Below are 21,964 nucleotides of genomic sequence, written 5' to 3' on the forward strand. Positions count from 1 at the left end.
GTTTCTCCCTGTCTTGTCGGTCGGCTCAGTTCGAGCCGAGTTCCTTCGCGATGCGCTCGCGCATGCGGACGTTGGCCGCATCCGCGTCCTCTTCCCAACCGAAGACGCACACGCTGATCGCCTTGTCGTAGCTGATCGAACGAAGATGCTCGAATGAGGTGTCCCAGTCGATGTCTCCGTTGCCGATCTCGTTGTGCTGGTGCACTCGGGCGTCAGCACCGGGCGGGTTCACGATGTAGCGATTGCCGACGTTCGCCAGGTGGTTGAAGACGTCGGCCAGGTGGATATGGCCCAGGGTGTCGCCGGCGTAGTCGAGCATGCCGGGGACATCTCCCGCGCCCTCGGACAGGTGGAAAGCGTGCGGGAAGCAGAACTGGTAGGTGCACCAGTCGCGGTCCACTCCGCGTACGATGTCGACACCGCGGGAGTTCGTCTCATAGAAGTCATAGGGGTGCGGCTCGATCGCACACTCGAGGCCGTACTTCTCGAAGGTGGGGATCAGTTCCTCCATCGACTTGTAGAACTGGCCTTCGGACGCCACGGGCTGGTTCGGGTCCCCGGACAGCTCGGTGGCGATGAGAGGCACCTCAAGGGCATCCGCAATCTCCAGCAGTCGCTTCCAATTTCGGACCTGGTGCTGACGCTGCAGTTCGTCGGGGTGGGCCCAGTTGAAGACAGGGTTGAGCGAGTGGATGCGCACCCCGGTCTCTTTCTGTGCCCGATTGACCTCATCGATCCAGGCGCGGTTGACCTTGGGGTAGTGGTGCCATTCGTGGACGTCGGCGCGCGGCGACAGTTCGATGTACTGGAAGCCGAGGTCGGCTGCCTTGCGCAGCTCGTCCGGGACGGAGAGATGTGGGTGATACATCGACGGGTCGAGAAGGATCTTCACCATGGGGATTCCTCAGTGGATGAATTGGGCGAGCATATGGGCGTCCGGTCGTATGGGGACGAACGACACCGCGCTGGTGCGGGAAATGAGAGACGCGGGAAAGGGGGAGGAGGCCGACGGATGCTCACTGACGTGGAATCCCTCGGCCTCCTCGTAGTTCAGCCGGCTGATCAGCGGATCGGGCCCGGCGGGCGGATCAGTCGTGCGTCGGGAAGCTCATGGACGCCTCGACAGCCTCGTCCTGATGCGGCCAGCGCTCGGTGATCGCTTTCATGCGGGTGTAGAAGCGGACTGCCTCGGGGCCATGAGCGTGGTACTCGCCGAAGATGGAGTTCTTCCAACCGCCGAAGGAGTAATAGCCCACCGGGGTCGGAATCGGAACGTTGATGCCGATCATGCCGACCTGGACCTCCTCCTGGTAGCGGCGTGCATAGTGACCGGATGCGGTGAAGATGGCGGTTCCGTTGCCGAACTCAGAGGAGTTGACGAGCTCGAGGGCCTCATCGAAGTTGTTGACCTTGACGACCACGAGCATCGGTCCGAACACCTCGTCGCAGTACGCCTTCTGGTCCAGCGGAACGTCGGTGAGGAGCGTGGGGCCCACCCAGAATCCGTTCTCGCAGCCCTCGACAGTGAAGTCGCGGCCGTCGACGACCACGGTGGCGCCGGCCTTCTCAGCCTCGGTGGTCCAGTCCTCCACGCGCTTCCTCGCGTCAGCGGTGATGACCGGGCCCATACCGGTCTCCGGGTCCGTGCCGATGCCGACCTTGATCTTCTCGGCTTCGGTCTTCAGTGCGGCGATCAGAGGTTCAGCGGAGTCACCGACTGCAACGGCGACCGGCACCGCCATGCAGCGCTCGCCCGCAGCACCGAAGGCGCCGGAGGCGATCTGAGCGGCGGCGAACTCGATGTTCGCGTCCGGCATCACAACCGCGTGGTTGTTGGCACCGCCCAGCGCCTGGACTCGCTTGCCATGCGCGGACGCGAGGTCGTGGACATGCTTCGCGATCGGGGTCGAACCCACGAAGGACACGGCCGAGACGTCGGGGTGGGTGCAGAGGGACTCCACCGTCTCCTTACCTCCGTGCACAACCTGAAAGACGCCGTCCGGCAGTCCGGCCTCTTTGTAGAGACGGGCGAAGAAGTTGGACGCGGAGGGGTCGCGCTCCGACGGCTTCAGGATGAAGGCGTTGCCGGTGGCGATCGCGATCGGGTGCATCCAGAACGGGACCATCGCCGGGAAGTTGAACGGGGTGATACCCGCGACGACGCCCAGCGGCTGACGGATCGTGTGGATGTCGACACCGGTGGAGACGTTGTTGGAGAAGTCGCCTCGGGTCTCCTGGGTAATGGAGGTAGCGAACTCCAGGGTCTCCAGGCCGCGAGCGATCTCGCCCTTGGCATCGTCCACGGTCTTGCCGTGCTCAGCGGAGATGATCTGGGCGATCTCGTCGGTGTGCTTGATGACGAGGTCGCGCATGGAGTACATCAGCTGGGTGCGCTTGGCCAGCGACACCTTTGCCCACTCCTTCTGCGCCTTCACGGCGATCTTGACAGCCGTGTCGACGGTCTCGGCGTTGCCGAGGGCAAGGGTGCCGATCTCCTCGCCGGTCGCCGGGTTGACGATCGGCTGGGTATCGGTGGTGTTCGCGGTGGTCTCCTCACCGGCGATCACGTGCTTGACGGTTGCAGTCATGATTCGATCTCCTTCGCAGCTCACAGGTAGTGGCGCTGCTTGCTCGACTTCTCGGTGTAGGTCTCGTAGGCGTGTGCGGTGGATTCCAGCTCGGACACCTGGCTGACGGGCACGTCCCACCAGCCGATGCCCGGAGGGTTCGGTCCGTACAGGTTCGTGTTCACCACGATGGCGTTCAGATGCTCATTCTCCTCAGCTCGGCGGTACGCCTCACGGAAGTCGGCGGCGGAGCTGACTTCCTGCACGTCGATGCCGTAGGAGGCGAGGTTCTGCGCAATGTCCATCGGCAGCAGGCCGCCATCGAGCTGCCCGGTCTTCTCATCGCGCATGCGGTACTTGGTGCCGAAGCGCTGGGAACCGTGCGATTCGGAGAGGGAGCCGATGGAGGACCACCCGTGGTTCTGGAGAATCACGAGGATGACCTTGCAGTCCTCCTGCACCATGGTGGCGATCTCCTGCGGCGCCATCTGGTAGGTGCCGTCGCCGACGATGGCGACGACTTCGGAATCCGGGCGGGCCAGCTTGGATCCGAAGGCTGCGGGGATTTCGTATCCCATGCAGGAGTAGCCGTACTCCAGGTGGTACTGGATGGGGGTGCGGGCGCGCCAGAGGGCCTGCAGATCGCCCGGCATGGAGCCGGCTGCGTTGATGACGATGTCCTCGTCCCCCATCATGTCGTTGAGGGCGCCGAAGATCTCTGTTTGAGCGGGCAGGTCCTGGTCGGGGTGCTCATCGAAGCAGGGCTGGACGAGCTCCTCCCACTCCTTCCACAGCTGGGCCGCACGATCTCGGTAGTCGTCCGTGGTGCGGTAGCTGCCGGTGAGCCGATCCCATTGCTCGGTGAGCATCTCCAGACCGGTGCGGGCGTCGGCAACGACCATGTCGGCGGCGTGCTTCGCCGCATCGAACGCCTTCACGTTGATGTTGACAAAGCGGAGGTCCTCGTTCTGGAAGACAGTGCGGGAACCGGTCGTGAAGTCCGTGTAGCGGGTTCCCACACCGATCACGACATCGGCCTCTGCCGCGAGGGTGTTCGCGGCATTGTTGCCGGTGGCGCCGACTCCGCCGATGGACAGGGGGTGATCGAACGAGATCGCCCCCTTGCCGGCCTGGGTGTCCAGCACGGGGATACCGGTCTTCTCCGCGAACGCCACGAGGGCATCGGTCGCTTCGGAGTAGATGACACCGCCGCCGGCGATGATCACTGGCTTCTCAGCGGAAGCGATGGTGGCCGCTGCACGCTCCAGGGCGCTCTGCTCAGGAACCGGACGGGCCGAGTACCAGGTGCGGGGCTCGAAGAACTCCACGGGGAAGTCGTAGGCCTCCGCCTGGACGTCCTGGGGCAGGCTCACGGTGACCGCGCCGGTCTCGGCGGGGTCGGTGAGCACGCGCATGGCGCTGAGCATCGAGCTCATCACCTGCTCGGGGCGGTTGATGCGGTCGAAGAAGCGGGAGACGGGGCGGAACGCATCGTTCACGCTCAGGTCCAGGCTGCGCTCGTCCTCCAGCTGCTGCAGGACGGGGTCCACTCGGCGGGTGGAGAAGATGTCCGACGGGAACAGCAGGACCGGGATGCGGTCGATGGTGGCCAGAGCGGCTCCGGTCACCATGTTGGTCGAACCCGGACCGATCGACGCCGTCACGGCATGGGCCTGCAGCCGGTTCTTGGTGCGTGCGTAGGCGACGGCTGCGTGCACCATGTTCTGCTCATTGCGACCCTGGTAGTACACCAGCGGCTCCTCGCCCTCGGCGGGTTCGAGCTGGTTCTGCAGGATCGCCTGGCCGAGTCCGGCGACGTTCCCATGTCCGAAGATGCCGTGAATGGCCGGAATGAGGCGCTGGCGCTGTCCATCGCGCTCCGAGTACTGCACGGAGAGGAACCGGATGATCGCCTGCGCTACTGTCAGGCGCACGGTTCGGGGCTGTGCCATCGGGAGTCCTTTCTGGCTGAGTCGCTTGTCAGCTGTGTGGGTCGGTGACTCGGGCGGTCACGGAGCGGGGATGAGGATGTCGCGCACCAAGGTGTCGAGATCCTCATCAGCCTTGTAGAACTGACGGAGGGTCTTGCGGGTGGCGCCGAAGGTGTCGAACTCCTCCACGGTCATCCCATCCTCCTCATAGGCGCGGTTGAACTCGCTGAGAGTCCGCAGGGTCTCCATGATGCGCTCGTCCACGGGCTCTGCGATGCGGGACACCGCTTCGATGTCCGACTTCGCGAACTGGGCCTGAAACTTGAACGGAGGGGAGACCACCAGGTCGCCGCCGATGAGTTCGGACCACTGCATGTGATTGCGGAAGGCGGCGGACAGCAGGCGCGAACGCAGACCGCGCTCCTTCATCAGGTGGTAGGCGCGCTTCATGGCGGCAACGCCTGCCCATTCGAGGACGCCCGGGTCCAGCACGATGTCGTTGGCCTTGACCCAGTCCTTGAGCCAGTCGTCGAGACGGCCGCCCATGAGTGTGACCACGGGGTGCATGCCCTCGATGGACAGGCCCTCTTCTTCACGGCGCTTCAGGCCGCGCTCAATGGCTTCGGCTGCGGCCATCACCTGCGGGACGGTGAAGGACACGGTCACGTTCATGACGACACCGCGGTAGGTCGCCTCCTCGATGGCCGGGATGCCCACGGAGGTGGCCGGAACCTTCACGATGATGTTCTCCGCCAGCTTGCTGAACTCCACGGCCTGCTCGACCAGCGCGTCCGTGCTGCGGGAAAGGCGGGGATCGGTCTGGACGGAGAGGCGACCGTTGCGTCCCTTGGACTCGCGGAACGCGGGTTCGAGGAGCTTCGCCGCCTCGACGGACATCTCCTTGACGACCTGCCAGCCGATCTCGGATTCGCTCCAGGCCTTGTGCTCATTCGCGATCTCCTGGATACGCGGGCCCCACTTGGCGATGTTCTTCTTGATGCCGGTGTAGGCGATCACAGGGTTACAGGTTGCTCCGACGCCACCCCAGGAGATCGAGGTGCTGAGCTCCTCGGGGTCGGCTGAGTCGTTCCACAGAACAGTGTCGAAGTTCGAGGTCATGACAGTCAGGGGGCCGCCGGTGAGCGCGTTCATGTCTTCTCCTAAGAGGTCGTGGGGCTGCGATGCTCCGCTGTCTTCGAGTATTCCGATCAGACCGGACAATGTCAAGCAAATGTCAGGACATTGATCTTGTGTCAGGACCACTTTCCCACTACGCTCGAGAAAAGATCGGGACGAATGTCCATACAAAGTAGCGCGGTCTGACTAGGATGGCCGTGTCAACGGCGAACAGGAGAGCACCCGGTGTCCAATCAGAAGAGCGAGCACTACGACGTCCTCACCATCGGACGCAGCGGAGTCGACATCTATCCCCTTCAGATCGGCAAAGGCCTCGAGGATGTGACCAGCTTTGGCAAGTTCCTCGGGGGCAGTCCCACCAACGTCGCAGTGGCGGCGGCTCGCCATGGCCACAGCGCTGCCGCTGTGACGGCTGTCGGCAAGGATCCCTTCGGGCGGTTCGTCCGCAATGAGATGAGAGCACTGGGAGTCAGCGACGAGTTCGTGCAGGTCAACGACACCCTCGCTACGCCTGTCACTTTCTGTGAAATCTTCCCGCCGGACGACTTCCCCCTCTACTTCTACCGGGAACCAGCGGCGCCGGATCTGAAGCTGGATCAGGACCAGATCGACCTGAGCGCTGTGAGGGACGCGAAGGTCTTCTGGATCTCCGGGACGGGTCTCAGCGAGGATCCCAGCAGGTCGGTCCACTTCCAGGCACTCAAGGCTCGTCGTGATCTCGGAGCCGGTCAGCACACGGTCTTCGATCTCGACTACCGCCCGATGTTCTGGGAGACGATTGAGCAGGCGCGGACCTACTTCCAGCTCGCCCTGACCGACTGCACCGTGGCCGTCGGCAACAGGGAGGAGTGCGAAGTCGCGGTGGACGAGACCGATCCCCACCGCGCGGCAGACGCGCTCCTCGACCTCGGCGTGGAACTCGCCATCGTCAAGCAGGGCCCCAAGGGCGTTCTGGGCAAGACTAAACACGAATCGGTTGAAGTCCCGCCCAACGTGATCGACGTGGTGAACGGCCTCGGCGCCGGAGACTCGTTCGGCGGATCGCTCTGCGATGGGCTCGTCCGCGACCTGGGAGTTGAAGAGATCCTCACCCGGTCGAATGCGGCAGGAGCGATCGTCTCGACGCGACTGGAATGCTCAACCGCGATGCCGACCCCGGAGGAGATCGACACGATGATCGCCGGCGGCGATGTCAACCAGGGCAAGGACGCTGCCGGCATGCTCGCCGATGTCCGCAGGAAGGTGGGGCTGGACGCATGAGCAGCGCTTTCTGTGCAGACTACGCCGAGCTCTCCGAGGTGCGGGTGAGCGATCCGGGTCGCATTGCCCGGCTCGCCGCCGCGCGCAAGCGGCGCACGGTCCGTGAGGTCGACGGCAAGATGCTGATCGTCGCGGCCGACCATCCCGCGCGCGGCGCCTTGGGAGCCAGCGGCGACCCCTATGCGATGAACAGCCGCCTGGATCTTCTGGACCGCCTGCGCACATCGTTGAGCAACCCGGCTGTCCACGGTGTGCTCGGCACCCCGGATGTGCTTGAGGACCTGCTGCTGCTCGGGGCGCTGGAGGACAAGGTCGTCTTTGCGTCCATGAACCGGGGAGGGCTCCAGGGTGGATCATGGGAGATCGAGGACCGCATGACGGCCTACGATGCCGCCTCCATCGAAGGATTCGGCTTCGACGGCGGCAAGATGCTCACCCGCATCGCCCTGGAAGATGACCGAACATCCAGCACTCTGAAGATCTGCGCCGATGCCGTCAGCGACCTAGCTGACAGGGAGCTGATCGCCATGGTGGAGCCCTTCATGTCGGAGCGGCGGGGCGGCAAGATCGTCAACGACCTCAGCCCGGACGCGGTCATCAAGTCGATCCATATTGCGCAGGGGCTCGGACGGACCTCCGCGTACACGTGGCTGAAGCTGCCCGCGGTTGACGAGATGGAGCGCGTCATGGAGGCGACCACGCTTCCCGCGCTCATTCTCGGCGGGGACCCCGTCGGCCAGGACCGCGATGAGGTGTACTCGTCCTGGCAGCGTGCTCTCGCGATCCCGCACGTGCGGGGCCTCGTTGTGGGGCGTTCGCTGCTCTATCCGCCCGATGGTGACGTCGCCGGGGCGGTCGCCACGGCCGCGTCGATGATGTCCTGACCACCGCTGATCCACTGTCCACAGTCTTTGAGGAGATGACCCCACATGACCGACAGCTCCAACCTTGTTATCCGCCGCAACGACACCCGTCAGGGTCGATTCGAAACCGTGATCGACCCGCGCAGCCGCAGCGATTGGCACCACACCGGCTTGCATGTCCTCGAGCTGGACGCTGGGGCCGCTGAGGAGTTCTCCGCTGACCGCCTCGAGGTGATGGTGGTTCCCCTCAACGGCAGCGCTTCGGTCCGGATCGGCGAGGACACCTACGATCTGCGCGGTCGGCGAGATGTCTTCGAAGGGGCGGCCGATGTGCTGTATGCCCCCGTCGGCAGCCTGCTGACCATCACCAGTGACGACGGGGCTCGGCTGGCCCTGGCGACCGCGCCGGTCGATCCGGACAAGTCCGCGGGGCACCCAATTGCAGTGATCCGCAAGGAGGACATCCCCCTGGAGGTCCGCGGGGCCGGTTCGATGACTCGTCAGGTGCGCAACTTCGGTGCCGTCGGCAGCTTCGACGCCATGGACAAGCTGATCGTGGTCGAAGTGGTGACCCCGGGCGGCAACTGGTCGTCCTACCCGGCCCACAAGCATGACGAGGAGACGGAAACGGAGAGCGAACTCGAGGAGATCTACTACTTCGAAATCGCTGATTCCCCTGAGGGTCGGCCCGGTTTCGGGCTGCACCACACCACCAGCGCCCGTGAGGATGAGGAGCTGACCATCGGGGAGCAGGTCTACCGCGGTGACACGGTGCTCGTTCCCCATGGCTGGCACGGCCCCTGCGCCGCTGCCCCCGGTTACGACATGTTCTACCTCAATGTGATGGCCGGCCCGGGCGAGCGGGCGTGGAACATCACGGACCATCCGGATCAGGCATGGGTGCGGGGCACTTGGGACGATCTCGAAGCGGATCCTCGCCTCGCCGGCTGAAACCTCGACACAGCTCTCTCGAAGGAGAATCGCAATGACAACAGACAAGTTCACGGACGTCCGGGTCGGCGTGATCGGTGTTGGTGTGATGGGCCATGACCACGTCACTCGCATCACCGAGCGCATCAAAGGAGCCCGCGTCACGGCGGTGTACGACTTCATGGCGGACACAGCCGAAAAGGTCGCAGCTGAGGCCGGGGCAGAAGTCTTTCCGAGTTGGGAAGAGGTCGTGGTCTCAGATCAGGTGGATGCTGTCCTGATTGCCTCCCCGGGTAAGTTCCACGCAGAGCAGACCATCGCCTGCATCGAAGCCGGCAAGCCGGTGCTGTGCGAAAAGCCTCTGGCGATGAACCCCGACGATGCCTACAGGGTGGTCGAGGCTGAGAAGGCTTCGGGCAGCCGGTACGTTTCTCTTGGGTTCATGCGCCGATTCGACCGCGAGTATGCGGAGCTGCACGATGCCCTGCGTAACAGGGAGCTCGGTGACCTGCTGGTGCTGAACATGAAGCATCGCAATGCTGACCCGCACCCGAGCTTCACGGACTCGATGATGGTCTATGACTCGGCTGTTCATGAGATTGACGCCCTTCATTACTTCCTGGACGAAAAAGTCGTCGAAGTGCAGTCGATCATGCCGCGCTCCACGCGGAACGCTCCGCAGGGCCTGCACGATCCGATGATCCTGCTGTTCCGCACGGAGTCCGGAATCATCGTGACCGATGAGCTGTATGTGACGACTAAGGGCGGGTACGAGGTCCGCACCGAGGCGGTGGGAAGCGAAGGTACCTCCACCATCGGTATGGAGATCGGACGGGTCACCACTCAGAAGCATGATGGTTCCTGGGGCGGTAGCGTCCATCCAGACTTCCGACCGCGATTCCTCGATGCATACGACGCTGAGGTTCGGGAATGGATCGCAGCGGTGAAGAATGGCCGGAATGTGGCAGAGCGTTCCGCCACTGCATGGGATGGCTATCTGACCGCAGCCACGTGCGAAGCGGCGGAGAAGGCACTGTCGGCCGACGGGTTCGTGCCGGTGACGGTTCGCGATCACCCGTGAACTGAATCGGCGACGGGAGTGGGGCCTGGCTCTCACTCCCGTCGTTTGTCATGTCCGCAACCGATAGATTGGTTCGTCGATGCCAACGGATGTCCAGTCATGAGCAGGAATGTGATGCCGATGAGCGATTCGCCCTTCGTCCCGGTGGAAGTACCCATCGAAATCGATAAGAGCTCACCGATCCCGCTGTATCTGCAGCTCGCCCAGTCGATCCAAGGGGCCATTGATCGGGGCGAGCTCGCCCCCGGCGACCGGATCGAGAACGAAGTCTCCCTCTCGCGCAGGCTCGGTGTTGCACGCCCGACGGTTCGGCAGGGGATTCAGGAGCTCGTGGACAAGGGCATGCTCGTTCGCAAGCGCGGGGTGGGCACCCAGGTGGTGGAGAGCCACGTGAATCGTCCCATGGCCCTCACTTCGCTGTATGACGATCTGCGTGAGTCCGGTAAGAATCCGACCACGGACGTTCTCGAGTATCGAATCGCTCCCGCGGATCGACAGACGGCTTCCCGGCTTCTGCTGGAGGAGGGCGCTCATGTTCTGGAGCTGACGCGTCTGCGCAGAATCGACGGTCGGCCGTTGGCATTGATGCGCAATGTGTTGCCCGTGGAGTATGCACCGTCGCATGCGGAGCTCAGCACGACCGGCCTGTATGACGCGCTCCGTGAGAAGGGCGCGAAGACAGCAGTGGCCCACGAACGCATTGGTGCAGTCGCTGCTACTGCTGAGGAGGCGGAGGTTCTCGGTGAGGAAGATGGCGCGCCGCTGCTGTTCATGGAGCGTAAGAGCTTCATGGACAACGGGCACGCACTGGAATACGGGTATCACCTGTACCGCCCCAGCCTGTACGCCTTCGAGGTCACCCTCGTCAATCGCTGACGCTCCGGGGGCGGGTTGGATGCGCAGCCCCAGGGTGGGAATCTATCGAGATTCTGAATGGTCCTCCTCGGTGAGGATCTCCCGCAGCACGGCGTGTTCGGCGAGGTAGTCGTCCAGCAGCTGCCGTCCCAGCTGCGGGGACTCGATCAGCGGGTGTTCGCTGAACCCGAGCCACGCTTCGCGTTTCGAGCCGGTCAGTGCTGCTCGCATGATGCGGCGCTCTGCGGCGCGTTGCCGCGCCATCAGCCCGAGCTGGTCCAGCGCCACGGGGGAGCGCAGCGGTTCCGGGTGCACACCTGAGCCGTCCACCACGCACGGCACTTCCAGCACCAGATCGTGCGGCAGCTGGGGGACGAGGCGCTCGCCGGAACCTGTGGGCGCATTGCCCACATCGAGGATCATCCGCTCTGGCCGGTTCCGTGCGATCGCCGTCATCAGCCGCAGCGCCACTTCCTGGTAGCCGCCGCCGGCCACGTCCTCCTCGCGGCGCTCCTCACCCTCGTCACGGGCCTCAGCCATATAGGTCGCCTCTCGCTCCCGCAGGGCAGACGCCCACACCTCCGCGGCGCGCTCCGCCCCCGCATGGCCGCTGTTTCCGGCCTGCGCCGCGGCCTCCGCTGTGCGGTAGAACTCGCCCTGCTGTTCCAGGAGGAACTCTCCGCGCGTCGCCGGGGCCTCCGTGATCGACCGGACCGCGTCCTCATGGAACAGGTAGTAGAACAGGTACTCGTTCGGCAGAACCTGATGCGCGCGTACCCAGTCGAAGCCGACCGTGCGGGCCTCCTCGATCTCATCGAGCAGGTCATCGCGCTCCAGAATCGCGGGCAGAACATCGCGGCCGCCCACCTCGAGGCCCCGCAGCCAGCCCAGATGGTTCAGCCCCACATAGTCGATCGCGCCGACGCTCTCCCCGGCACCCGTCGGCCCGCCGAGACCGGCGGCCTCGGCCACGCGCTGCACCCGTCGGACCAGGCCGATCGGGGTGTCGCAGATGCCCACCACACGGTCCCCCAGCACCGCCCGCATCGCCTCTGTCACGATGCCGGCGGGGTTCGTGAAGTTGATCGTCCACGCCTGAGGGGCGAGCGCCGCGATGCGCTGCGCCACATGCGTCATCACGGAGATGGTGCGCAGTGCGTAGGAGAGGCCGCCCGCGCCGATCGTCTCCTGCCCCAACAGGCCGAGGTTCAGCGCCACGCGCTCATCGACGATGCGGCCCGCCGCACCGCCCACGCGGATGGCGGCGAACACGAAGTCTGCACCGGTGAGCGCCTCATCGAGATCCGTGGTCGCCGTGAACGGCAGGGCAAGGTCGAGGCCGCGCAGCACGGAATCGATCACGCCGAGGCGATCGGGGGAGGAGTCGAAGAGGACGAGCTCGGTGATGAGGTCGTCGGCCGCGAGGGCCTGGTACACCAGCGGGACGCGGAAACCGCCGCCGCCGAGGATCGTGAGCTTCATGGGGCGATGACCTCCGGTGTCAGATTGTCGGCTAACGAGGAGAAGTAGTTGGATAGGTGATGAGGAGTCTGATCGGTGACTAAGGCACGGAAACGCGACAGTGGCGCGACCTCCATAACACCCTCCCCGGGCATCTTTTTTGCATCAGCCAGCAGGAATGCCTGCTGAGCGTTTTCTAGCATCAGCCGCTTGATAGGCACTTCGCTCGGCGTAGTGTCGAGGACGGCACCACTGCTTTCGATGCCGGAGCAGCCTATGAAGGCGGTTCCCGCGCGCAGCTGAGAGAGTGCATGTTCGGTCAGAGGGCCCACCATCGAGCTGTAGGTGGGGCGATGGTGGCCTCCGAGGATGATTAAGTCGATGCTGGGGCAGTCTGCTAGCTCCTGGATGACGGCGAGACTTGCGGTGATTACTGTGATTCGGCGCTCGCGCAGAAGCGGGCACATGGCGGCGACAGTGGTGCCTATGTCAAGGATGATTACATCTCCATCGATCACTCGGCCTGCTGCCAGTTGTGCGATGGTGCGCTTCTGGGCGGTTTCCGCGGTGCTCGAGAGAGAGAACGGAGTGTGATCGACTTCGGGGCGACCATGCCGGCGCGGAGCTACCGCGCCCCCACGGACGCGCTCGATGAGCCCTAGCTGGTCTAAGCGCTCGAGATCGCGGCGCACAGTAGCTTCGGAGACCCCCAAGGTGCGACAAAGGTCGAAGGTGCGCGCGACCCCCTCGTCCTTCACGGCCGCGAGGATGAGCTGGTGACGTTCTTCTGTGAGCACGAGCACAAGAGTAGCACCAAGCGATCAATCTCGGTCAGTAGCCTGCAATCGCGAGCAATTTGTGACGAGAAGTGTCACAATGCATTCACCCCAGCACTCTGCGGCCACGCGGACGCGCCGCCGCAGACCCAGGCAAAGGAGCCGTCATGACCCCCACCCGAACCACCCGCCCCGTCACCTCCCGCCACGGCCTGAGCCGCCGCGCCCTCATCGGCAGCGCGGCCGCCGTCGGCGCCACCGGGATCCTCGCCGCCTGCGCCCCTGGCTCCAGCGACCAGCCCGAGAAGAAGAAGGCCGAGGACATCTCCACCGATGTCGCCTCCCTCGGCGACATCACCCTCGTGGTGTGGGACCAGGAGGTCCGCGGCGGCCAGAAGGCCCAGATCGAAGCGCTGAATGAGGCGTTTCAGAAGAAGTACCCGAACGTCACGATCAAGCGGAACGCCCAGTCGTTCGACGATCTGCAGAAGACCACCTCCCTCGCCCTCTCCGGTAACGACGTCCCCGATGTTGTCCAGGTCAACAACGCCCGCTCCGCCATGGGCGAATTCGTGAAGGCCGGCCAGCTCATCAACCTCGACCCGTACGCCGAGAAGTACGGCTGGAAGGACCGCTACCCCGAATCGGTCCTCGCGAAGTCCTCCTACTCCGAGGACGGCAAGGAGTTCGGCTCCGGCGGCCTGTACGGCCTCGCCCAGGTCGGAGAGATCGTGGGCATCTTCTACTCGAAGAAGGCGCTCGAGAAGCACAGCGTTAAGCCGCCCACCACCTGGGATGAGTTCATCGCCGCCGTGAAGACGATCGGCGACGCGGGCGACCAGCCGATGATCCTCGGCAACATCGAGAAATGGCCCGGCCTGCACGTGTTCGGCCCCCTCCAGGCGTCCTCCGTGAAGGCCGACGACATCGTGAAGCTCGGCATGGGCAACGCCGGCGCCGACTGGGCCACCGACGACAACCTGAAGGCCCTCACCACCCTCGCCGACTGGGGCAAGCAGAAGGCGTTCGGTCCCTCACCGAACGGTCTTGACTACGACGCCGCCTGGAAGTCCTTCACCGAGGGCGGCGCCGCCTTCCTGCCCGGCGGCTCCTGGCTCGCCGCCGACATGATCGAACCCATGGGCGATGACCTCGGCTTCCTCGCACCGTTCCCCGGTGTGGACGGCGCCCCCGCCACCACCGGCGGCACCGGCATCCCCTTCGCCTTGCCCGCGAAGGCGAAGCAGCCGGACGCGGCCGCCGCCTACATCGACTTCATCACCAGCGACGACGCGATGAAGGTCCTCGCCGAGCACGACAACATGCCGGTCCTGAACACCGCCGACCTCGCCCCCGAATCCGGTGTCAACAAGGACATCTTCGAAGCGTTCGGTGCAGTCTCCGAGAAAGGGACCCTCCTGCCGTACCTCGACTACGCCACCCCCAGCTTCGGCGACACCGCCGGCAACGCCGTCCAGGGCGTCATCGGCGGCCAGCAGAGCCCGGAGCAGGCCGCCGAAGCGATGCAGGCGGACTACGAGAAGTTCACCACCGGAGCGAAATGAGCACCGCCGTCGGAACGAAGGGCAGGCAGGGCGGCCGACGGATGCCGTCCGCGGTGGCGCGGTCCGCGTGGACGCCCTACCTGTTCCTGCTGCCCGCGCTGGCGGTGTACGGGGCGTTCGCCCTGTTCCCGCTGGTGCGCTCCGCCCAGTACTCCCTGTACGACTGGTCCGGGCTCGGCCCCTCCGAATTCGTGGGCCTCGGCAACTACGCCGATCTCGCCGCCGATCCCGTGTTCCGCACCGCCATCGGCAACGCGCTGGTGCTGATCGTCTTCTACGCGATCATCCCGCTGCTGATCGGCCTGGTGCTCGCGGCGATCCTGCGGCGAGGGCAGGTGAAGGGCCTCGGCTTCTTCCGCACCGTCATCTTCCTGCCGCAGGTCATCGCACTCGTGGTGGTGGCCGTGGCCTGGCGCGCGTTCTACGCCCCGGACGGCACCCTCAACACCGTGCTGCGCGGCGTCGGCCTCGACTCGCTCACCCGCGGCTGGCTCGGCGAACCCGGCACCGCCCTCGTGGCGATCGGATTCATCGGCACCTGGCTGGAGATCGGCCTGGTGATGCTGCTGCTCCTCGCCGGCATGGCCCGCATCCCCAACGAACAGTACGAGGCGGCCCGCCTCGATGGCGCCGGCCCCATCCGGGAGTTCTTCGCCGTCACCCTGCCGGCGGTGCGCGCGGAGATCGCCACCGCGCTCGTCCTCACCGTGATCGCGGCGCTGAAGACGTTCGACCTCATCTACATGACCACCTCCGGCGGCCCCGGTGACACCACCACGGTGCCGAGCTACGAGGTGTACCGCCGCGCGTTCGAACTCAAGGACGTGGGCTCCGCCTGCGCCGTCGCGATCGTGCTGACGGTCATCGTGTTCGCCATCAACGTGGTGATCTCCCGGATCGGGGAGAAGCACTGATGCGGGTCTCGAAAGCGGAGGTCACCCTCAACTACGTCATCCTCACGGTGTTCGCCGTCATCGCGCTCACCCCGATCCTCACCGTGCTGGCCACCGTGTTCCAGCACCGCACCGGCGGCGGCAGCGCCTCGAAGGGGGCAGCCGACGGGGGCGTCCTCGCCACCGGCGCCGGGAACCTCGCCGAAGCGTGGAGTTCGGGCGGGTTCGGCCGCTACCTGCTGACCTCGCTGCTCGTGGCGGTGGTGGTGCTGGGTGTGTCGCTGGTGCTGTCCATCATGACGGGGTACGCGTTCGGCACGATGCGCTTCCGCGGCTCCACCGCCCTGTTCTACCTCTTCCTGCTGGGCCTGATGATCCCCGCCGAAGCGATCGTCATCCCTCTGTTCTTCGACCTGCGCACCCTCGGCCTCACCGACACCCTCCTGGCCGTGGCCGGCCCGCAGATCGCGCAGTCGGTCGCGTTCGGCACGTTCTGGATGCGCGCCCAGTTCCGCGCCATGCCACCGGAGCTGATCGACGCGGCCGCCATGGACGGTGCCACCTCCTGGCGCACCCTCACCGGGGTGCTCGTGCCGGCCTCGAAGCAGGGCATTGCCACCCTCAGCGTGCTGGTGTTCATGTGGACATGGAACGAATTCCTCATCCCCCTGGTCATGTCGCCGACGGGGGCGTTCCGCACCGCACCGCTCGCCCTGTCCATCTTCAAGGGCCAGTACACGGCGGAGACGCAGCTGCTGGCCGCTGCCGCTGTCATCATCGCGCTGCCCGTGGTGATCGTGTTCATCATCCTGCAGCGCTACTTCATCAAGGGGATGCTGGAAGGAGGCGTGAAGTAGGAACCCGTCGGCCGTCAGCCTGGCGGCCGCCACCTGATCCACACTCCATACCGTTCCGTGTGTGGAGAACCGCGCCCGGATTCCGCGACGCTGACGAAGGAGTCACCATGTCCGAATACGTCCACAACGCTTCCGCCCCGTTCGCCACTGAACCGCAACCTGCCTCGGACCTCCCCGGAATTTCTCGCCGTGGGCTCCTGCGCGGAGGCGGCCTCCTTTCACTCGCGGCTGCCGGTGTTGCTCTTGACCCGGGTCTTCTGACTCCGGCCGAAGCTGCCCTCACCCCAGCTGGGGATACCGCAGTTGACCTCGACATTCTCTATATCGGGGCCCACCCAGATGATGAAGCATGGACTCTCCCCGCCTTCGGTCAATGGAACGAATACCACCGACAGGAGGCCGGAGTCATCACCATTACCCGCGGTGAAGGCGGCGGAAATGCCGTCGGACTCGAAGAAGGGCCCTCCCTGGGGCTGCGGCGCGAACTCGAAGAGAGGAGGGCAGTCGGCCGCTCGGGGATCAAGCACGTGTTCAACCTCGACGCCGTCGACTTCTTCTACACGATGAGCGCGCCGTTGTCGTATGACGTATGGGGTGGTGAAGCCGTTCTGAACCGAATCGTCCGCGTCATCCGAGCCACTCGCCCAGACATCATCATCACCATGAACCCCTCGGCAGTGGAGGGAAATCACGGCAACCACCAACGTGCCGCCATGTACGCCGTCGAGGCCTATCTGATGGCGGGCCGTGATGACGTATTCCCCGAACACTTCGATGAAGGATTCCGTCCCTGGGCGCCGAAGCGGATTCTCCGGTCAGGCTCCACGGGCAAGGGCGACACAGGGCCTGACGCTATCGCCGAAGGGTTTGACCCCGCCGTGGCCTCCGATGTCGTCTACGGCGCTTGGAACGGTACTGAATCGAAGAAGCACGGCAAACGTTGGAGCGAGCTGGGCGACCTGTCGATCTGGGACTATCAGACTCAAGGCTGGGCCGCGATTCCTGCCACCCCCACGGAACCGGCGAAGATTCCCACCGCTTGGTTCACCCTCATCGACTCCCGCACCCCACTCGCGGACCCCCGCTCCGGCAGTGACGCTCTGCTGCGAGGAGCCACGCTCCCCATTGACGGCGGTCTCGATGCCGGAACCATTCTGGAATGCACGGCCAGCAGCTTCTACGCCGTCCCCGGTGAGGACATCACCGTGGACATCACGCTGTCCGCTCCCAAGCGCGCCGTACCACACGCCCGCGCTGCGATCGATCTGCCCGACGGCTGGACCTCCAGCGGTCCCGCGCAATTCCCGACGATCGCGAAGGGCCGCACAGCCACCGCCAGTGTCACCGTCACTCCCAGCAAGGACGCGACTCCCGGTGATGCTGTCGCTCTCAGGGTGAACGTCACCACCAAGAACCGCGGCACCGCGTGGAACACCGTCCCTCTGCGCGTAGCAGGCGCCGTCGAAGCGATCCTCGAACCGCGTCCTGAGATCGCCGAGTTCCTCGACTGGACCAAGACCCTGCACATGCAGCAGCTCGATGCGCTCGTCCCCACTCGTCGAGCCCTCGGCTCGGGCCTCTCCAAGGAGACAGGGCTGCGCATCACCAACCGGTCCGCCACCGTCCAGGACGCCCAGGTGGCGCTCACCCTCCCCGACGGCGTCGCTGCCGAACCCGCCCAACATGAGGTCCGCGCGCTCGCCGCCGGTGAATCCACCACCGCGACGCTTACACTCACCAACACCAACCCGGATCTGCCGACCGCGAACCGCGCCCCCGACGGCGGTGTCTACCCGGTGACCATCACAACCAGCACTGCCTCTACAACCGCGGCACTGGAGAACGGCCTCTACCTCGTGCCGCACCTGACCGCAGTGCGCACCGGCGGGGTCACCGTTGACGGCAAGCGCAGCAAAGGTGAATACCCGGGCGATCCGATCGACATCGGCACGCTGTGGGAAGGCGAAGAGGTGACGAAGGCGGACGCATCAGGAAGCACCTGGGTGTCGTTCGACGACGAGGCCCTCCACATTCACGTCGACGTCACTGACGACAAGCAGGGCGCTCTTCTCGTCGCCGAAGACGACAAGCAGCGCTTCCGCACCGACTCCATCGAGATCATGATCGACCCGCAGGGAACAGCTCAGCACACCGGCTCAACCTTTATTCTTGCCGTGGTTCCTCAGCTCGATGATCCGGAGAACGGCAACCCGCTCGGGGCCGGCCGCGACCGCGACGCTCACCAGGGCCCATTGAAGGAGACTGCGCCCGGGGTGGAAGTCGCAGCCAGAGTGAAGGAGCCGTATACCGGGTACGAGATCGAAGTGACGGTTCCGTTCACGGTTCTGCCGGACGCGATTCGTGCAGACTCCATGGGCTTCAACGTGGTCGTGTACGACTCCGATACCACTGACCGCACGGGCCAATCGCGGATCGGCTGGTCCACCTTCCCCGGTGTTCAGGCCGACCCTTACCGTTGGGGCGTTCTCACTCTGCCGGGCCTGCCCAATGGCGAATCGAACCCTGTTGAACCGATCATTCCGCGCACTGCTGCGCAGTCGACACTCTCGCCGACATCGATCATCCAGTCTGCGACCGACGGAGTCCCCCTCGCGGGCCGGCCACCCCTGCCCGCCGGGACCATCGCGCTTACGAACCTGACCGGTGCTGGAAGGGACCGTGCAACCGTGGAACTCACTGTTAGTGAAGCAGGTGCTGGTGGCGAGCTGCGCCTATTCCTCTGGGACCCAGAGAAGCGCCGCACCCTGGGCACCGCCCTCATCCACGGTCTCGGCGCCGGCAAGCAGACGGTCTCCGTGCGCCTGGATGACACGGTGCAGACTCTGGTGGCTGCAGCGTCGTTGGTGAAGGACGAAGCCGTCGCTGCCGCGGCAACGGAAGGAGCTTTCTGACATGACCGAGCCGTCAACTGACCCGTCTGGCGGGGCGGAACCGGGGGATGAGCAGGGCCCGTCGGCGGCCTCATTCGCTGCCCCCGCCCCGTCAGCGGACGGCCGCTGCGACACCTGCTGGAACTGGGACCCCCTCGCGTCCACCCGCAGCGCGGACGACCGCCCCCTGGACGTGATCCTGTCCGGCACCGTGTTCTACGACCTCGTGTTCTCCGGGCTGTCCCGGATGCCGAACCCGGGGGAGGAGCTGTGGAGCGAAGGCCTCGGCTCCAGCCCCGGCGGCATCGCCAACCTCGCCACCGCCGCCGCCCGCCTCGGCCTGCGGACGGGCCTCGCCGCCGGCTTCGGCGACGACGCCATGGCCGACTGGATGTGGGACGTCCTCGCCGACCAGGAGGGCATCGACCTGTCCGCCTCGAAGCGGTTCGCGGACTTCCACAGCCCCATCACCGTCGCCATCTCCACCGATGACGACCGCGCCATGGTCACCCACGGCCACCACCTGCCCGAATCGCTCGACACCCAGATCCTCGCCGCCCCATCCGCCAAAGCCGCCCTCGTGGACCTCGCCGGGGAGCACCACTGGTGGGAGCAGCTCGCCGCGCGCGGCACCAAAGTGTGGGCGGACATCGGCTTCGACTCCACCGGCGCATGGGACGTGAAGGACCTCGACCCCCTGGAGCACTGCTACGCGTTCACCCCGAACTCCGTGGAGGCGATGGCGTACACCCGGACCGAGTCCCCGTCGGCCGCGGCGCGGGCACTGTCCGAGAAGGTGGGGCTCGCCATCGTCACCGACGGCGCCCGCGGCGTCTACGCCATCGACGGCCACACCGGGGAGGAGGCCTACTGCCCGGCCCTGTCCGTCCCGGCGGTGGACCCGACGGGCGCCGGCGACGTGTTCGCCGCCGCGAGCGTCCTCGGCGACCTCGCCGGCTGGCCGCTCATGCAGCGCCTCCGCTTCGCATCCCTCTGCTCCGCCATCGCCGTCCAGCAGCACGGCGGGGCGCTCGCGGCACCCGGCTGGGCGGACCTCACCGACTGGTGGCGCACCCTCGCCGAATCCTCCGCCGACGGGGACCTGGAAGCGGCCTATGTCGCCGAGAAGTTCGCGTTCCTCGACGGCCTCGTGCCGCGGCACGAGACGCGGGCGGTGCACCGCGCGGAGGCGACGTTCCGCACGCACCACCAGGTGTCGCCGTCGGGCGCGAACGAGGACTCCATGCCGACGGAGCGGATCCGCGTGGACCGCGACTGACTCTCAGCCCGCCGCGGAATCCCGGCCCGACCGGGCCCCGAGCGGCGCCCGCACGGCTACGCTGGTGGGCATGGGACGCGTGACATCGAACCGCCGCATGATGACGGTGCGGCTGCGGGACGGCCAGCTCTACCACTCGGAGAAGCCGGACACGGTCGCGGTGGAAGAGCCCCTGGACATCCGCCTCAACGGCCAGAAGCTGTCCCTGACCATGCGCACCCCCGGGCACGATGTCGAGCTCATCCACGGCTTCCTCCACGCCGAGGGGTACATCCAGCACCGCGAGGACATCCTGGAAGCCCGCTACTGCGACGGCGCCGTGGTGGAGGACGAATCCGGTTTCGAGCGCAACACGTACAACGTCATGGACTTCACCACCGCACCGGGCGTGATGACGCGGGGTGGGCACGGCCCCGTCGGCCACCCCGACACCACTGCGGCCGGTGGGGGAGCGGACTCCCCGATGGGGGCCGACGGGCGCACCATCCTCCCCGTGGTGCAGAAGACCTTCATCACCTCCAGCGCCTGCGGCGTCTGCGGCTCCATCAGCATCGACGACGTGGTCCACAGGACCCGCTACTCCATCACCGACGACTTCACCGTGAAGCCCGCGGACCTGCTGCGCGCCCAGGCGCAGCTCTCCGACGGGCAGAAGGTCTTCCAGCGCACCGGCGGTGTCCACGCCGCTGCCCTCATCACCCCCGACGGCACCGCCGAAGTCCTCCGCGAGGACGTGGGGCGCCACAACGCGGTCGACAAGGTCATCGGCTGGTCCCTGCTGAACTCGCAGATGCCGATCCGCAACCGGGTGCTGCTGGTGTCCTCTCGGGCGTCGTTCGAGATCGTGCAGAAGGCCGCGATGGCCGGGATCTCGTTCGTGGCGTGCGTGTCCGCACCGTCCTCCCTCGCGATCGACACGGCCGAACGGTTCGGCATGACCCTCGCCGGGTTCGTCCGCGCCGGCCGCGACGACGACAACGGCCGCTTCAACGTCTACACCGGTGCGCAGCGCATCGATCTGGAGGGGACCGCGAGCTGACGAAGAATGGGGACGGGGCACAGGTCCGCGCCTGTGCCCCGTCCCCAATGTCAGGTGAGATCAGGAGTTCTCATACTGGGTGATGGCGTCCACCTTCTCCGCCGACGCCGACGTCTCATCAAACGTGAGCTCGAGCCACTGGTTGACGAGTTCGCGAGCGAGCTCCAGGCCGATCACGCGCTGGCCCATCGTGAGCACCTGTGCATTGTTGGACAGGACAGAGCGCTGCACCGAGTAGACGTCATGAGCCGTCACGGCGCGCACTCCCTTCACCTTGTTCGCAGCGATCGCGACCCCCAGCCCGGTGCCGCAGAAGAGGAGCGCGCGATCCGCTTCTCCCGCAGCGACCTTCTCCGCAGCGGCAGTCGCAATGTTCGGGTAGAACGTGCCGTCGTCCGCAGAGTCCACGCCCACATCAATCACGCGGGCTACACGCGGATCCTTCTCCAGCTGGGCTTTGAGTGCGCTCTTGTAGTCAACCCCGGCGTTGTCTCCGCCGATGACGAGTGTCAGTGCCATGGTGGTCTCCTTTTCCTCGCGCCTGATACGCGAAATCGTTGATTGTGGGCTGCTGGTCCG

18 protein-coding genes are annotated in these 21,964 nt (G+C 65.6%); 11 read left to right on the forward strand and 7 right to left on the reverse strand.

Annotated elements, in window-relative coordinates; genetic code table 11:
• Positions 1-25: 25 nt before the first annotated feature.
• From FHX50_RS09200 to FHX50_RS09215, 4 genes are all read right to left on the reverse strand, one after another.
• Positions 26-895, reverse strand: coding sequence for a sugar phosphate isomerase/epimerase family protein (locus FHX50_RS09200; protein ID WP_183376837.1), 870 nt, complete (start codon positions 893-895; stop codon positions 26-28).
• 193 nt (positions 896-1,088) lie between these two features.
• A complete protein-coding gene (locus tag FHX50_RS09205; protein WP_183376839.1) occupies positions 1,089-2,588 on the reverse strand; it encodes a CoA-acylating methylmalonate-semialdehyde dehydrogenase in 1,500 nt (499 codons plus the stop codon).
• Positions 2,589-2,608: 20 nt separating this feature from the next.
• On the reverse strand, positions 2,609-4,519 hold the full coding sequence (gene iolD / locus FHX50_RS09210; protein ID WP_183376841.1) for a 3D-(3,5/4)-trihydroxycyclohexane-1,2-dione acylhydrolase (decyclizing): 1,911 nt from the start codon (positions 4,517-4,519) through the stop codon (positions 2,609-2,611).
• A gap of 57 nt (positions 4,520-4,576) precedes the next feature.
• Entirely contained in the window at positions 4,577-5,650 is a 1,074-nt protein-coding gene (locus FHX50_RS09215; protein ID WP_183376843.1) for a transaldolase family protein, read from the reverse strand.
• 210 nt (positions 5,651-5,860) lie between these two features.
• Here FHX50_RS09215 and iolC point away from each other — a divergent pair, with 210 nt between their 5' ends.
• The 5 genes from iolC to FHX50_RS09240 all read left to right on the forward strand — a co-directional run bounded on the left by iolC (position 5,861) and on the right by FHX50_RS09240 (position 10,645).
• Positions 5,861-6,895 carry a 5-dehydro-2-deoxygluconokinase gene (gene iolC, locus FHX50_RS09220; RefSeq protein WP_183376845.1) on the forward strand — a complete coding sequence of 345 codons (1,035 nt, stop codon included), beginning with the start codon at positions 5,861-5,863 and terminating at the stop codon, positions 6,893-6,895.
• A complete protein-coding gene (locus FHX50_RS09225) occupies positions 6,892-7,779 on the forward strand; it encodes a Cgl0159 family (beta/alpha)8-fold protein (RefSeq protein ID WP_183376847.1) in 888 nt (295 codons plus the stop codon). Before iolC ends, FHX50_RS09225 begins: the two co-directional genes overlap by 4 nt.
• Before the next feature lie 45 nt (positions 7,780-7,824).
• Positions 7,825-8,709, forward strand: coding sequence for a 5-deoxy-glucuronate isomerase (iolB, locus tag FHX50_RS09230; protein ID WP_183376849.1), 885 nt, complete (start codon positions 7,825-7,827; stop codon positions 8,707-8,709).
• Positions 8,710-8,743: 34 nt separating this feature from the next.
• A complete protein-coding gene (locus FHX50_RS09235) occupies positions 8,744-9,769 on the forward strand; it encodes a Gfo/Idh/MocA family protein (RefSeq protein WP_183376851.1) in 1,026 nt (341 codons plus the stop codon).
• Between the two features lie 120 nt (positions 9,770-9,889).
• Positions 9,890-10,645 (forward strand): GntR family transcriptional regulator, encoded by a 756-nt coding sequence (locus tag FHX50_RS09240; RefSeq protein WP_221187316.1) that lies wholly within the window; start codon positions 9,890-9,892, stop codon positions 10,643-10,645.
• Positions 10,646-10,687: 42 nt separating this feature from the next.
• Here the strand turns inward: FHX50_RS09240 and FHX50_RS09245 are convergent, their stop codons facing one another.
• Both FHX50_RS09245 and FHX50_RS09250 read right to left on the reverse strand, forming a co-directional pair.
• Complete coding sequence (locus tag FHX50_RS09245) at positions 10,688-12,106, reverse strand: family 4 glycosyl hydrolase (protein ID WP_183376853.1); 1,419 nt, start codon at positions 12,104-12,106, stop codon at positions 10,688-10,690.
• The gene (locus FHX50_RS09250; protein WP_183376856.1) at positions 12,103-12,882 is read right to left on the reverse strand and encodes a DeoR/GlpR family DNA-binding transcription regulator; all 780 of its coding nucleotides are present in this window, start codon (positions 12,880-12,882) and stop codon (positions 12,103-12,105) included. Before FHX50_RS09250 ends, FHX50_RS09245 begins: the two co-directional genes overlap by 4 nt.
• 146 nt (positions 12,883-13,028) lie before the next feature.
• On the opposite strand from FHX50_RS09250, the gene FHX50_RS09255 reads away from it, so the two are divergent.
• The 6 genes from FHX50_RS09255 (at position 13,029) to fdhD (ending at position 21,385) form a co-directional block, all read left to right on the forward strand.
• Positions 13,029-14,426 carry a sugar ABC transporter substrate-binding protein gene (locus FHX50_RS09255; protein WP_183376865.1) on the forward strand — a complete coding sequence of 466 codons (1,398 nt, stop codon included), beginning with the start codon at positions 13,029-13,031 and terminating at the stop codon, positions 14,424-14,426.
• Positions 14,423-15,340: a carbohydrate ABC transporter permease gene (locus tag FHX50_RS09260; RefSeq protein ID WP_415829945.1), complete on the forward strand. Its 918-nt coding sequence runs from the start codon at positions 14,423-14,425 to the stop codon at positions 15,338-15,340. Before FHX50_RS09255 ends, FHX50_RS09260 begins: the two co-directional genes overlap by 4 nt.
• A complete protein-coding gene (locus FHX50_RS09265; RefSeq protein WP_183376867.1) occupies positions 15,340-16,176 on the forward strand; it encodes a carbohydrate ABC transporter permease in 837 nt (278 codons plus the stop codon). The genes FHX50_RS09260 and FHX50_RS09265 overlap by 1 nt, the downstream gene beginning before the upstream one ends.
• Positions 16,177-16,283: 107 nt before the next feature.
• Positions 16,284-19,088, forward strand: coding sequence for a sugar-binding protein (locus FHX50_RS09270; protein WP_183376869.1), 2,805 nt, complete (start codon positions 16,284-16,286; stop codon positions 19,086-19,088).
• Between the two features lies 1 nt (position 19,089).
• The gene (locus tag FHX50_RS09275; protein WP_183376871.1) at positions 19,090-20,346 is read left to right on the forward strand and encodes a carbohydrate kinase family protein; all 1,257 of its coding nucleotides are present in this window, start codon (positions 19,090-19,092) and stop codon (positions 20,344-20,346) included.
• A gap of 70 nt (positions 20,347-20,416) precedes the next feature.
• Complete coding sequence (gene fdhD / locus FHX50_RS09280) at positions 20,417-21,385, forward strand: formate dehydrogenase accessory sulfurtransferase FdhD (protein ID WP_183376873.1); 969 nt, start codon at positions 20,417-20,419, stop codon at positions 21,383-21,385.
• A gap of 60 nt (positions 21,386-21,445) precedes the next feature.
• Here fdhD and FHX50_RS09285 read toward each other — a convergent pair whose 3' ends face one another.
• Entirely contained in the window at positions 21,446-21,904 is a 459-nt protein-coding gene (locus tag FHX50_RS09285; protein WP_183376875.1) for a ribose-5-phosphate isomerase, read from the reverse strand.
• Between the last annotated feature and the right edge of the window lie 60 nt (positions 21,905-21,964).

It is taken from the genome of Helcobacillus massiliensis, assembly GCF_014191425.1.
Classification (GTDB): domain Bacteria; phylum Actinomycetota; class Actinomycetes; order Actinomycetales; family Dermabacteraceae; genus Helcobacillus; species Helcobacillus massiliensis.

Bases quoted from the DNA above. Each gene is read 5' to 3' on its own strand.
- FHX50_RS09245 (WP_183376853.1), bottom strand. From the start codon at position 12,106: ATGAAGCTCACGATCCTCGGCGGCGGCGGTTTCCGCGTCCCGCTGGTG.
- FHX50_RS09225 (WP_183376847.1), top strand. From the start codon at position 6,892: ATGAGCAGCGCTTTCTGTGCAGACTACGCCGAGCTCTCCGAGGTGCGG.
- FHX50_RS09205 (WP_183376839.1), bottom strand. From the start codon at position 2,588: ATGACTGCAACCGTCAAGCACGTGATCGCCGGTGAGGAGACCACCGCG.
- FHX50_RS09270 (WP_183376869.1), top strand. From the start codon at position 16,284: ATGTCCGAATACGTCCACAACGCTTCCGCCCCGTTCGCCACTGAACCG.
- FHX50_RS09215 (WP_183376843.1), bottom strand. From the start codon at position 5,650: ATGAACGCGCTCACCGGCGGCCCCCTGACTGTCATGACCTCGAACTTC.
- fdhD (WP_183376873.1), top strand. From the start codon at position 20,417: ATGGGACGCGTGACATCGAACCGCCGCATGATGACGGTGCGGCTGCGG.
- FHX50_RS09240 (WP_221187316.1), top strand. From the start codon at position 9,890: ATGAGCGATTCGCCCTTCGTCCCGGTGGAAGTACCCATCGAAATCGAT.
- FHX50_RS09200 (WP_183376837.1), bottom strand. From the start codon at position 895: ATGGTGAAGATCCTTCTCGACCCGTCGATGTATCACCCACATCTCTCC.
- FHX50_RS09255 (WP_183376865.1), top strand. From the start codon at position 13,029: ATGACCCCCACCCGAACCACCCGCCCCGTCACCTCCCGCCACGGCCTG.
- FHX50_RS09235 (WP_183376851.1), top strand. From the start codon at position 8,744: ATGACAACAGACAAGTTCACGGACGTCCGGGTCGGCGTGATCGGTGTT.
- iolD (WP_183376841.1), bottom strand. From the start codon at position 4,519: ATGGCACAGCCCCGAACCGTGCGCCTGACAGTAGCGCAGGCGATCATC.
- FHX50_RS09260 (WP_415829945.1), top strand. From the start codon at position 14,423: ATGAGCACCGCCGTCGGAACGAAGGGCAGGCAGGGCGGCCGACGGATG.
- FHX50_RS09265 (WP_183376867.1), top strand. From the start codon at position 15,340: ATGCGGGTCTCGAAAGCGGAGGTCACCCTCAACTACGTCATCCTCACG.
- FHX50_RS09285 (WP_183376875.1), bottom strand. From the start codon at position 21,904: ATGGCACTGACACTCGTCATCGGCGGAGACAACGCCGGGGTTGACTAC.
- FHX50_RS09275 (WP_183376871.1), top strand. From the start codon at position 19,090: ATGACCGAGCCGTCAACTGACCCGTCTGGCGGGGCGGAACCGGGGGAT.
- iolB (WP_183376849.1), top strand. From the start codon at position 7,825: ATGACCGACAGCTCCAACCTTGTTATCCGCCGCAACGACACCCGTCAG.